The following is a 12,134-nucleotide window of genomic DNA, read 5'->3' as shown; positions in this document are numbered from 1 at the left end:
TTTCTCAGCCTTCTTAGTTCACACTGTTTTCCAGATAATAATGTTGGGCAACATACCAGTTGACACCCCCTTGTTCCGGATCTGTATCATACTCACTGGCTTCCAACTCCCCACGACTATTGATCCGATAACTCCAATTTCGTGGCTCAAAATTAGGGTCTGATGGTACCGTTACATCTGCATATACTAGACCATCTTCAGCCATACGGACACTAATGACAACCTGATCTTTCCGATACTTTTCAATCATGACGCTACGACTAAACAAATCATCCATGACCCAAGCTTTTACCTGATCTGTTGTTAAGTTTTTGGTATCAACCTGCGGTACAGGATTATGCAAATCTGTCAACGAAATCCAGCCCTGTCCTGACTTCAACCTTCCCCAACTATGTCCTTCCTTTTGAGTCGTCTCAACTATCGTGTACGTTCCAGGTTCTATATTGGTCACAACTTCTCCAGATAAACTAGGTTCCTGACGAATAACTAGTCCTTGTTTTTTAATATCCACAGTAAACGATTGAACGGCGCTACCTACCTGAGACTGGCTAGAAGCTTGCGAACTTCCAGCAGTCTTACTAGTTGCTACCTCACTAGTCGAACTATCCTCAACTACGGTAGTATCCTTTGTATCCACATTTTTAGCAATAATTAAGTTAACCGCACTTCCCCGCTTTACCTTCTTCCCGCTACTTGGAGAAGATACACTAACCATCCCTGGCTGAACTGACTGTCCACCAACTTCTGTTATTGTACCAACTTTCAACCCCTCTTCATACAGTAAATCCTTAGCTTCAGATAGCTCAATACCATATAATTCAGGAACTGTAACTTGAGAAATATCTTGGTAGACAAAATATAAACCAGCCATTCCTAACACAGCTACAACACTTGAAATGACAAGCCAAATCTTTCTTCTTTTTGCATCTGCCAAACGTTTCTCAGCTCGCTCTCTTTGATAATCCTCATAATCTTCCTCAGCTTCGCTGAGCATTTGCTGGAGTACAAATCGTTGACTATCATCTGTAGCCTGTGCTAGATGCAATCGTAATTGAAAAATTCTGTCCTTAAACTCTTTTTCAATTTGACGCTCATGCTCTTTTTGCAAAATGTCATTTTGTTTGTGAAGTGCTATTGCCTGAGAGTTCATGGCAGAGGTTTGAGCATCCATTTTTCGTTTCAACTCATCATGTCTCTGCTGCTCTTCAAAATCTCGCATCCATTGATCCATAACAATCATCTCCTCATAAAATATTGGTTGATATCTATAAACGAAATCTATTTTATTTTAGTATAACATAACACCTAAAATTGTCAATTCTCATTTTCACCCCGTTTCAATCTAACTTTTGACAAATAGTAAAGCCTATGATATTCTAACGTCTATCATTTGTCCGTACAAACGGACACAAAAAGGAGATTTTATGACACTTATTTTGGGAATTGTGGCAGGGCTGATTGCCTTTGCTATTGGTGGTTTGTGGTATGGTTTGATTTTCCGTGATGCTTGGATTGAAGCCTCTGGCATTGACATGGCCAAGGTAGAAGCTGACCGTCAGGCTGGGAAAAATGGCCAGAAGGAAATGATGATTTCCTTAGCGATTGAAGTTTTGACTGCTGTTGTGGCGATTTTCTTCATCAAGACCCTTGATGTTTCACCACTCCACGCAGCTGGTGGCATGGGCGTGATTGCCGTGCTTGCTTCATTGAAGAACTACGTCTTTGAGCAACGCCCTCTTAAACTCATCCTCATCAACGAAAGCTACAAACTGGTCTGCTATTTGGTAGTCGGAATCATTGCCTTGTTTGCATAAAGTCAACCCTCCTAACCTTAGGAGGGTTTTATGGTACAATAAAAAGAAGACTAAGACCAAAGGAGCCCCCATGTCCCTCTCCCTCCGAACGATTAAACTGATATTTGCTACCGTACTGGCTATTTACCTAGCGACCGCCCTGGGTTTGTCCTATGCGACGGCAGCTGGCATCATCGCCATTCTCAGCGTCCTCGACACCCGCAAGTCCAGCTTCAAAATGGCCCGCAACCGCCTCTTTTCCACCCTCCTGGCCCTGACCATAGCCGTCCTGACCTTCGCCCTCTTTGGCTTTGGCATCTGGACCCTAGGCATTTACCTGACACTCTACGTCCCTCTAGCCTACAGATTCAACTGGGAGGCTGGCATCGCCCCCTCAACCGTCCTCGTCACCCACCTCTTGCTAGAGCAAGATATTTCGCTGATTTTTTTAGGAAATGAGCTGGCGCTTTTTCTGATTGGGGCAGGACTGGCACTCTTGTTTAACCTCTATATGCCCTCGCAAGAAAAGAAAATCGAGGCCTACCACGACCAAGTCGAAGACCTGCTCAAGCAGATTCTCCTCCGCTTTGAAGCCTTTCTGCTCAACGGCGACGGACGAAACGAGGCAGAATTGATTACGCAGCTGGATAAGACCTTGGAAGAGGCCCTCAAAGTCGTCTATCTAGACCGCCACAACCAGCTCTTCCAACAGACCAACTACCAGGTCCATTACTTTGAAATGCGAGCTGCACAAAACAAAATCCTGCGGACCATGGCAGGAAATATCAACAAATGTTTGCTAGAAGGCAGAGAAAATGTCATCCTGTCCAGCCTCTTCGAGCGAGCAGCCCAACAACTGAGCCGAGAAAACTCCGCCAAGGAACTGCTCCTGGACATCGAACTCTTCCATGCCACCTTCCGCGAGCGACCCCTGCCACAAACCCGAGAAGAATTTGAAACCCGTGCCACCCTCTTCCAACTCCTACACGACATGGAAGCCTTTATTCGCCTCAAGGTTGACTTTTATGAGGTTTATAAAGATGAAGATGAGGGTAGTGAAAAAGGAAATTAAAATGAATCGCAATTTTTACTTCTATCTTTCAAAATTGATGTGCCTCTGTAAATAAATATCTATGACTACTATATTATACGGAGGGACCATGACTATTATTACTTATGCACTGATTCTCGGTATTTCAACAAGTATCGATTATTTCCTAATTTTATTCCTTTTATTTTCACAGGCAAAAAAACCAGGTGAAAGACGCACAATCTATTTTGGACAACTACTTGCTAGTTTTATACTCATTCTCTTAAGTTCGACCCTTAGCCAAGTTGCCAATGTTTTTCTAGCTGACTGGATCCTTGGTCTGCTCGGCTTCGTCCCTATTCTACTAGGGGTTAGAATCCTTTTTGAAAACGAAGCAGAAACAGAGATTCCTGATAGCAAAATCGGACTACTGTCTATCATTTTTATTTCATTAGCATCGGGAGTAGATAATTTAGGAATATTCACACCCTATTTTACAACTTTAAGTACCTTAGAAACGCTCTTAACTGCTGGCCTGATCTTGCTAGAGACAGTCGCCATTTGCTACCTAGCAGAAAAATTTGGGAGTCTCCATAGCATTTCTGAATTCATAGAAAAATATGAAAAAATGATTCTTCCAACCATTTTTATCATATTAGGAATCTACATTTTATTCGAATTCGGAACAATGACCTACCTACTGCAATTACTAACATAAGAAAAAGAACCGTCAGTTTAAACCGACGGTTCTTCTATTTTCCCATGAAATTCATCCAATACTTGATTGTGCAAATGCAAGAAAGACAAGCCCATCATGACCGTATTCCCTGCGACTGCAATGATAAATTCCTCCTTTGCGGACACCTTCCCTAGCCAAAAACCGCCAGATTTTCATCTGACGGTCAGGTGTTTTATGAACAAATTATAAAAGATTAAACAATGGCTTGATCTGTTTCATCATCAAAGAAATGAGCTTTGTTGAGGTTGAAGGTCAAGCGAACCTTGTCTCCTGGATTGTGGTAATCACGCGCATCTACACGAGATACAAATTCTGTATTTCCTACTTTAGAGTAGAGCATGGTTTCCGCACCAAGAAGCTCTGAAACGACAACTTCTGCTTCCACGATAGAAGATGGATAAGTGTCCAACTCCAATTGTGAAGCTTTAATGTCTTCTGGACGGATACCCAATGTAAATGATTTACCATTGTAGCCTTTTTCTTCCAAGTGCTTGCGACGACCTTCTGGAAGATCTACTTTGAAACCATCTCCAACAAGCACACCCTCTTGAAGAGTCACTGTAAAGAAGTTCATTGCAGGACTACCGATGAAGCTGGCAACAAATTTGTTTACAGGTTTATTGTAAAGCTCTTCTGGGCTACCAATTTGTTCGATACGACCGATTGTACCTGTACCTGCTTCATTCTTAGTCGCAGACATGATAACAATGCGGTCAGCCAAGGTCATAGCTTCTGTTTGGTCGTGCGTTACGTAGATCGTTGTTGCACCAATACGGCGGTGGATTTTAGCAATCTCTGTACGCATGGATACACGCAATTTGGCATCCAAGTTTGACAAAGGCTCATCCATCAAGAATACTTTTGCATCACGGACAATAGCACGACCCATGGCAACACGTTGGCGTTGACCACCAGAAAGGTCAGCAGGTTTACGTTGCAAGAATTCAGTCAAACCTAGAATTTGTGCTGCTTCTTCCACACGTTTTTTGATTTCATCCTTGCTGTATTTACGCAATTTCAAACCGAAAGCCATGTTGTCAAATACAGTCATGTGTGGATAAAGGGCATAGTTCTGGAATACCATGGCAATATCACGGTCTTTTGGTGCCACATCGTTCATCAACACGCCGTCGATGTAAGCTTCACCTTCTGTAATATCTTCCAATCCAGCAATCATACGAAGAGTAGTTGATTTACCGCATCCTGAAGGACCTACGAAAACAATAAACTCTTTATCTTTAATATCTAGATTAAAGTTTTCAACGGAATAATGCTCGCTATTTGGATATTTTTTATAAATATTTTTTAAATTAAGTTGAACCATGTTCAAGCCTCACTTTCTTTGATAGTTTTATTGTAAATGAAAGCGTTTTATTTTTCTAGGTCAAGGTGAACAAAAAGAACACAATCTTTTGTACAAGTTGCACAAAAGACTGTGTTACTGAAATAGTCTACTTTTCAAAAATTCAATGAGCCCTCTGGGATTTTCAGAAGAAAAGGGACGAAGTGATGGGGGCATTCTCAAAGGCTACAACGCTTTTCTCATCATTAGCTCCTATTAGATACTTAAATCCATGATAACCATGTAGCAAACTGCTAAATCCGTCAATTCCTTGAGCTGTAATCCCGTCCAATCAAACCATTTGTCCAAGCGATACTGCAACGTATTTCGATGGATATAGAGAGACTGGGCTGCCTTGGTTATGACCGCACCTTCTTGCCAAAGAGCTACAATTTCCTTTTCTAGCTGCTGGTGGGCAATCAAACTAGCAAGTCCTTCTCTCAAAACGGGGTGGAGTTGACCTGCCCAAAGATAGAGCTGACCGAAGTTAAGCAACCGTGATTGGTGGTGGCTGCTTCGCCAATGGTGAAAAAGGGATTGTTCAGCTTCGATTAATTGTGGCCAAGAGTGTACCAATTTGGCTGGCCAGATTTGCCCTAAAAACAATGTAATTCTCAGACCAAAATCGAACTCCATGGTAGCAAGGGTGTCACGCAGTATTTCTTTGACATCAAAAAGAGGTGCCTGATGTAGAATGAACAGGTAATCCTGTCCATTGCCTGTATAGTAGCCTTGGAGATTGGGGAGGAGTTTGGCCATCATATCAAGCCAGGCTACCTTTCCATCTTCATCGGATACGTGGCCTACATGAGCATGAATAACCTGTAGTTTTTCCAAGGTTTGTGGAAGAGGACCTCCCCCTTGGAAATAGCGTCCCCAAGGATGACCTTGTTCTGCGCTCGAGTCATTCATCAGCAAGTCAATCAGTTCGATTTCTCGATCTGTCAAATCCTTGCGATCGACGGAAAACCAAGTATGATCAGCCAGAGGCAACTGGATACTTGCTCCGTTTTCTGTCTTTTCAAATACAAGCCTTCCTTTTGGAAATAGGTGTTGCAATTCTTCCCCTTTGCTCATCTCGCCTCCATCTCATTCTGTCTGTAATTGACCGATTTTCTGTCGGTAATTTTTGGGAGATTCCCCACAAATGCGTTTAAAAATCTTATAGAAGTAGCCCACATTCGTGTAACCAACTTGAAAACAAATTTCTTCGATTCCCAACTGACTGTTCAAAAGAAGCTGCTGTGCTACCTTGATTCGCTGATGATTGAGCAATTCTGCAAAAGTATGCCCAGTCTCTTTTTTGATAAGTTGACCTAGGTAAACCGTATTTAGGTAGAGATGGGCACTCATATCTTTCAAAGACAGTTCCTCTGCAAAGCGTTCACGAACAATCGTAACAACTTCCTGTACATGAGGACTGTAAGTGGAACTCTCGGAAAATTTTTTCAGATAATGACAAAAATACTCCATTAGTTGATGTAAATCTCGACTAGCTTCTACCTTTACATAGAAATCTTCTAAGCGCTGATGGTCTTCTTCATTAAAATAGTAAAACACATCCGACATCATCTGATTAAAAAATTGTTTTGTTAGGTAGACTGCCGGAGTGGTTTCTCGCAATTTATCAGCCAAATGTGGTAAAACATCAACGATTTTTGCCAATCTTCCTGCACGTAGAAGCGGTTCCATATCTTTATAGAGTTCTGTGGTAGTAGCCGTTAAATCTTCTGATAGTTGCCTATAAAATAAGCGCCTCTCTACCTTGTCAATCAACTGCCGTATGGTCATCGTCGGGGTAACTTCTTCTGTATATAGACTACCCTCTGGTCGACTTTCTGTCAACTGAAAATAGTAGACTTGATGTAAAATATTTTTTTCACGACAGTAGCCCATTGGGTTTGGTGTCTCTTTAGCGGCAAACCATGTTTTCTGGGAGTGACTTAATAACTCACTCGCTGTCAGGGTTCCTGCCAAGAAGCCCTTGATATATTCCCTATCTGTCTCTTTCTTCAACATTGGTAGCTGTTGGAGCAGCTTAGCCAGTTCTTGTTTATTGATGGGCTTAAGGAGATAATCCATTGCCCCGAGGGAGATAGCTTTACGGGCATATTCGAATTCTTGAAAGCCTGACATGATGATAATGTGGGTATCAGGCGATTGTTCTTTCATTCGTCGAACCATTTCTAGGCCTGTCATATCTGGCATGCTGACATCGGTTAGGACAAGGTCCACAGTATGCTGTGAAAAATAATCCAGCGCTTCTTCGGCGTTCTCTGCCGTATAAACAATCTCGACATTGTATTCATGATAAGGGAGAAGATGCTTCATCCCTTCCAAAATCATATATTCGTCATCAACTACTAACATCTTATGCATCATGCTCATCTCCTCGGGGGAAGACACCTTCAAATAAGATTGAATAGGTCACCCCTTCCCCTTCTTTAGAATCTAATTCTATCTGGTAACGGTCTCCAAAATAGAGAAGTAACCGCTCGTGAACGTTTCGTAATCCGATTGATTGTGACCGATTTTCTTGCGACAGTTCTCGACTTGCCAAGAGGTGTTTGTAGGCTTCTAGGGTTTCTGCGTCCATTCCCTTACCATTATCTCTGATGAGAATTTCCATATCCTGTCCATGCTTGAGAGCTTTGACACTAAGCGCATTGTCTTTTCGTTTGAGGTCTACTCCATGGACAAAATAATTTTCTACCAGAGGCTGGATTACAAAACGAGGAATTTCAACCCTTTCGCACCCAGGATCCATTTGATAGGCATAGGCAATGGAACGAGGATAGCGGATTTGACAAATGTAGCTATGTTTTTCGCAAAATGAAAGTTCTTCTGCCACCGTTGTCATTTTTGCCTGGGTCACACTACTGCGAAGCAAGCTTGAAAATTCATAAATCATATCCCCTAGCTCATCCATCTGCTTGCTGACTGCATACATACGGAAAAATTCCAAGGTATTGTAGAGAAAATGGGGGTTAATTTGGGCTTGTAAGGCTCGCATATTGGCATCTTTCTGAGCCAACTGCAAGCGATAGATGTCTTGAATACTCTGGTCCATAGCATCCAGCATCTGATTGATTTCTGATGAAATGAGATACATTTCCTGCTCTTTATTGTCCGTCTGTAGACGAAGATGCCTGTCTTCGCCACGAATCTGTTGCATGGTATCAACAATGTCCAGCACTTGGACTTCATATCGTCTAAACACCCTTCTCAGGACCAGTAGTAAAAGAGCAACGAGGCAGCTACTTCCTAGAAAAATGATTCCGACTAGGCTGCCAACTTTTTCAATAGCATGTTGCTGGTCAACTCCAACTGCAATTTGCAAATCCCCACTCATTCGATAGGAGAGCGGAGGCGAGGCAACATCTGGTCGCAGACTATAAAATTCCCGATCTAGAGAATCTTGAACTCTAACAATCATGGGGAGATCCGTCTTACGTTGGATATACTGTTCGAGCAAATCCGCATCGATGGTGACATAGATGGTCGCAATACCTTCTGTTGTCGACGGAGAAAATAAGGTCATCGAGATACTATGTTGCGGAGCCTTGTAATTTTCGGCCGTGACCTTTTTACCAGACTTTAAGTCAGAGGTAGAAACAAAGACAGTATTTGCATCCATCGGAGCAATATCGACTCCTTCTACGAAGGGATAATAGAGATAAAGAGTGCGAACAGAATCCTGCAAAGAAATCCGTTTGACCATCAGGTGAGGGTGACTCAGTAACCAGACCTGGTACTGAGAAGGAGATAATTGAAAATAGTGATAAAGACTGTCTAGACGATCCCTGTCCGTAATGTAGTCTGCTAGATAATTCCCAACCCGTCCTTGATAATAATCCAACTCCTCTTTTAGACCATCTGCTACTTCCTGTTGAATGCGGATGCGATTGGTGTCATACTGATACCAGCTGATGTAGGAAAGAATACTGGCAAAGAAAATGACAATCCCAATCACTAATAAAGAATAACTTTTCAAAAGAGTATGAATTAAAACTTTTTTCATAAGTAATCCTTGTCAACTTGCTTGTACACTGGATCAAAGGCATCATAGAGAAATAAGAGCCATAAGACCGGTAGTAAGAAGAATAAAATCAAGGGAAGTTTGAATAGCATGAACCCACAGACGAGACTGCCTAACAAAAATTTGACCAGGGCTTTCCAATCAAGAAAAAGCGAGACAGCCGCCAACTGTAAGCCTGTTGTTAGACTAAATTCAAAATGTACTTGAAGTTTTAAAAAGAGAGCATAGAGCGCAAAAACATAGAAAAGACCAAAAGCATTTGTAATAAGAACTGCTGGCATCCACCAGGTCTGGGGCAATTGAATCAGGAGCCAAATGCCGCTAAATAAAAGACCAATCAATAAGAGGACAAGACCGAGGCCAAGGTTAAGCCGAATAAAATGCTCTTTAAAATAGCCAAACGCCTCTCGAAAATGGTACTTAGATGCATCTATATGATAGTTATCGTAGAGGTAAAGTATCGTTCCATTTGCTGGTGAAATGCCCAGCACTACGCCTCCTAGCAATAGAAGAACCAAATAGATGGCACTCAATTTCATGAGGAAGAAAAGAAGAGTAAAAAGCCTGTCTACCCACCCTAACATTGTATATTCCTCCTTTTTTATCTATTTTATCAAAAATCGGTGCTTTTTGTATATATTAACATAAAACAAATGCGAAAAGGTTGGATGTTGAACCCAACCTCTTTTCACACTTCATCACCTGTATCGAATTATTTATTTGCTAAAAACGCATCGTATTGTTTTTGCATTTCTTCTTTTACTTTTTTGTAGGATTCTTCTGCTTCCAATTTTTTCAGCATTTCTGGAACAGCAACATCAGGATCCACAGTACCAGTATTGATACTTGCTGCATATTGGCTCATGATATTTTGGATACTTGTAATTTCAGTCTTAACTGCATCAGCATTGAAGTTGAAGCCAAGAAGCGGAGACTCTTCTGCACCTGCCAGCAATGCTTCTGCTTTTTTCACATCTTCATCTGTTACCTTGTCAGTGATGTACAGAATTTGGCTGTTACCTGTGTTCCAAGCTGACATACGAGTATCGCCTTTGTAACCATCCAGCAACTTGATACGATTTTCAGCACTTGGGTCTTTTTCCCAGTTGACGCCCTCTGGACCAAATACCAAGCCGTTCAGCAATTCTGGATTTGTATTGATAAGAGTCAATACTTCCATAGCTTTTTCTTTGTTCTTAGATGTTTTTGAAATGACAAAGTTTGCTACTTGGGTAGAGCCGCTTGTCTTATAGGCAGATGTGATTGGTTTAGAAGTAATCTTATAGCCTGCAACTGTTGAAAGGAGGCTATCGCCAAAGTCAGCTGGTCCTTGTGTTTCTTCACGAACAAACCAGTTTGCTACATCAAGCGAGAAGGTTGCGTCAGTAGTCGCTGCATCTGCCATAATGTAGCCAGCCTTATAGTATTTGTGAATGGTACGAAGGTTATTCATGTGGCGGTCAACTTCAAATGGGTTTACCACTTTTGTAGTGTCGCCTTTCAAGTCGATAGCAAATGGTAACTCATTTCCAGCGGGATATTCCAAACCGTCTGTTGATGGTTTGCTAGATTTCACCCAGGCAAATGGTGTCACATCTGCTTCTTTTTCTTTGATGGTTGCTAACATGCTTTCCACATCATCGTAGCTATCTACTTTAGAAATGTCAAAACCATACTTATCAACCATGTCTTGGTTGAAGGAAAGCATCTGTTGACTAGCTACGTTACCGATGACAGGGACTGCGTAGATTTTTCCGTCGATGGTATTTCCTTTGATGTAGGCAGGGTCAATAATGTCATAGAGAGCCTTGCCTTCTTTCTTGTAAAGTTCTGTTAAATCAGCATAAGCTCCTTTTTGCGCATTGATAATATAGTTGTCTGCAAAGGCAATATCATATTCCTCACCAGATGAGGTAATAATGGCCATTTTATCCTTATAGTCACCCCATGAGATATACTTGATGTCTAGATGGGCACCTGCTTCTTTTTCGATAATCTTATTGGCATTTTCCAAAAGAACATCGATGTTTTTCGGTGCGTCTCCGATTTGATACATGAGGATGTTTGTCAATCCATCTTCTGTTGTAGCGCTACTTGATGCGGTCTTATTTCCAGTCAGACTACCACAAGCGGCAAGGGCAGCTGCGGACGCAAGTGTCACGCAGGAGTAGGCAAATTTTTTCCATGTTTTCATTTGGCTGTTCCTTTCTATTTTTTTAGATAATGAAGTATGGAATACGATTGTTAAGATAGAGTGATGTCTCTACTCCTTGACTCCGCCAATTGTCAAACCTTTGACAAAGTAACGTTGGAAGAAAGGATAGAGACAGGCAATTGGTAGAGTCGATACGACCACAATAGCCATACGTGTTGCTTCTTTTGGAAGGGCACCTGCAACTTCTGAGGACATGGCCGCTGCCGCGGCAGCATTTTCAGAGAGATATTGAATGTTTGCTTGAATTTTCATCAGCAGGTATTGGAGAGGGAAGAGGTTATCGCTCTGGATATAGAGGAGAGCGTTGTACCAGTCATTCCAAAAAGCAAGGGCTGTAAAGAGAGCGATGGTTGCGATACCTGGCAGGGTTAGTGGCAAGCAGATTTGGAAGAAAATCCGAAATTCACTGGCCCCGTCAATCCTGGCGGATTCGATAATAGACTCAGAAATAGTCTTTCTAAAGAAGGACCTCATCACCATGATATTGAAAGGAGATAGCAGCATGGGTAGAATCAAGGCTGCCACTGTATCTTTGAGATTTAAAAACGAGGTCATGACGATATAGGTTGGAATGGTCCCTGCGCTAAACAGCATGGTAAAGAGAGCCATCAGGGTAAAAAATCGTCTGTATCTGAAACTGTTTCTCGAAATGGCATAGGCGTAAAGAACAGTGAAGAAGACATTCAAACTCGTCCCTACAATGGTCACAAAGAAGGTGATAAAGAGGGCTTGGAGAATCTGATCTTTCAATTGAAAGAGGTATTCATAACCCGCCAAACTCCATTGCTCTGGCCAGAAAGAATAGCCGTTGATAGCCAAGCTTGTCTCATCTGTCATAGAAATGATGATAACAAATATGAAGGGAAGGGTACAGGATAGGGCAAATATCCCTAGTAAACTTGAGAAAAATAGATCTGTTTTCTTACTAAATGAATGAATAGAAACAGAAGTGATTTGTTTCTTTTTTTTCATACTC

At 41.8% G+C, this 12,134-nt stretch carries 12 protein-coding genes; 3 read left to right on the top strand and 9 right to left on the bottom strand.

What is annotated here, in order from left to right; genetic code table 11:
- Nucleotides 1-13: 13 nt before the first annotated feature.
- The gene (locus ODU46_RS04265) at nt 14-1,231 is read right to left on the bottom strand and encodes a PASTA domain-containing protein (protein WP_114866831.1); all 1,218 of its coding nucleotides are present in this window, start codon (nt 1,229-1,231) and stop codon (nt 14-16) included.
- A gap of 193 nt (nt 1,232-1,424) precedes the next feature.
- Between ODU46_RS04265 and ODU46_RS04260 the strand changes: the two genes are divergently transcribed.
- From ODU46_RS04260 to ODU46_RS04250, 3 genes are all read left to right on the top strand, one after another.
- The gene (locus ODU46_RS04260; RefSeq protein WP_105115890.1) at nt 1,425-1,814 is read left to right on the top strand and encodes a DUF1761 domain-containing protein; all 390 of its coding nucleotides are present in this window, start codon (nt 1,425-1,427) and stop codon (nt 1,812-1,814) included.
- Nucleotides 1,815-1,884: 70 nt separating this feature from the next.
- Complete coding sequence (locus ODU46_RS04255) at nt 1,885-2,865, top strand: aromatic acid exporter family protein (RefSeq protein WP_114866832.1); 981 nt, start codon at nt 1,885-1,887, stop codon at nt 2,863-2,865.
- A gap of 88 nt (nt 2,866-2,953) precedes the next feature.
- Nucleotides 2,954-3,541 carry a cadmium resistance transporter gene (locus ODU46_RS04250; protein ID WP_024406511.1) on the top strand — a complete coding sequence of 196 codons (588 nt, stop codon included), beginning with the start codon at nt 2,954-2,956 and terminating at the stop codon, nt 3,539-3,541.
- A 17-nt stretch (nt 3,542-3,558) separates the two neighbouring features.
- Here ODU46_RS04250 and ODU46_RS04245 read toward each other — a convergent pair whose 3' ends face one another.
- The 8 genes from ODU46_RS04245 to ODU46_RS04210 all read right to left on the bottom strand — a co-directional run bounded on the left by ODU46_RS04245 (nt 3,559) and on the right by ODU46_RS04210 (nt 12,130).
- Nucleotides 3,559-3,687 carry a hypothetical protein gene (locus tag ODU46_RS04245; RefSeq protein WP_301183330.1) on the bottom strand — a complete coding sequence of 43 codons (129 nt, stop codon included), beginning with the start codon at nt 3,685-3,687 and terminating at the stop codon, nt 3,559-3,561.
- 68 nt (nt 3,688-3,755) lie between these two features.
- Nucleotides 3,756-4,886: an ABC transporter ATP-binding protein gene (locus ODU46_RS04240; RefSeq protein WP_002938838.1), complete on the bottom strand. Its 1,131-nt coding sequence runs from the start codon at nt 4,884-4,886 to the stop codon at nt 3,756-3,758.
- A gap of 234 nt (nt 4,887-5,120) precedes the next feature.
- A complete protein-coding gene (locus tag ODU46_RS04235) occupies nt 5,121-5,981 on the bottom strand; it encodes a helix-turn-helix domain-containing protein (protein ID WP_398579294.1) in 861 nt (286 codons plus the stop codon).
- Nucleotides 5,982-5,993: 12 nt separating this feature from the next.
- Nucleotides 5,994-7,286 (bottom strand): response regulator transcription factor, encoded by a 1,293-nt coding sequence (locus ODU46_RS04230; protein ID WP_336372287.1) that lies wholly within the window; start codon nt 7,284-7,286, stop codon nt 5,994-5,996.
- The gene (locus ODU46_RS04225; protein ID WP_398579293.1) at nt 7,276-8,925 is read right to left on the bottom strand and encodes a sensor histidine kinase; all 1,650 of its coding nucleotides are present in this window, start codon (nt 8,923-8,925) and stop codon (nt 7,276-7,278) included. Before ODU46_RS04225 ends, ODU46_RS04230 begins: the two co-directional genes overlap by 11 nt.
- On the bottom strand, nt 8,922-9,527 hold the full coding sequence (locus ODU46_RS04220; protein ID WP_398579292.1) for a DUF624 domain-containing protein: 606 nt from the start codon (nt 9,525-9,527) through the stop codon (nt 8,922-8,924). The genes ODU46_RS04225 and ODU46_RS04220 overlap by 4 nt, the downstream gene beginning before the upstream one ends.
- A gap of 128 nt (nt 9,528-9,655) precedes the next feature.
- Nucleotides 9,656-11,137: an ABC transporter substrate-binding protein gene (locus tag ODU46_RS04215; protein WP_398579291.1), complete on the bottom strand. Its 1,482-nt coding sequence runs from the start codon at nt 11,135-11,137 to the stop codon at nt 9,656-9,658.
- Nucleotides 11,138-11,206: 69 nt separating this feature from the next.
- Nucleotides 11,207-12,130 (bottom strand): carbohydrate ABC transporter permease, encoded by a 924-nt coding sequence (locus ODU46_RS04210; protein ID WP_012027800.1) that lies wholly within the window; start codon nt 12,128-12,130, stop codon nt 11,207-11,209.
- Between the last annotated feature and the right edge of the window lie 4 nt (nt 12,131-12,134).

The sequence above is a fragment of the Streptococcus sp. 2020WUSS089 genome, assembly GCF_044427405.1.
Lineage (GTDB): Bacteria > Bacillota > Bacilli > Lactobacillales > Streptococcaceae > Streptococcus > Streptococcus hashimotonensis.
Note: the sequence above shows the minus strand (reverse complement) of the source record. Positions and strands in the feature narration are given on the sequence as shown.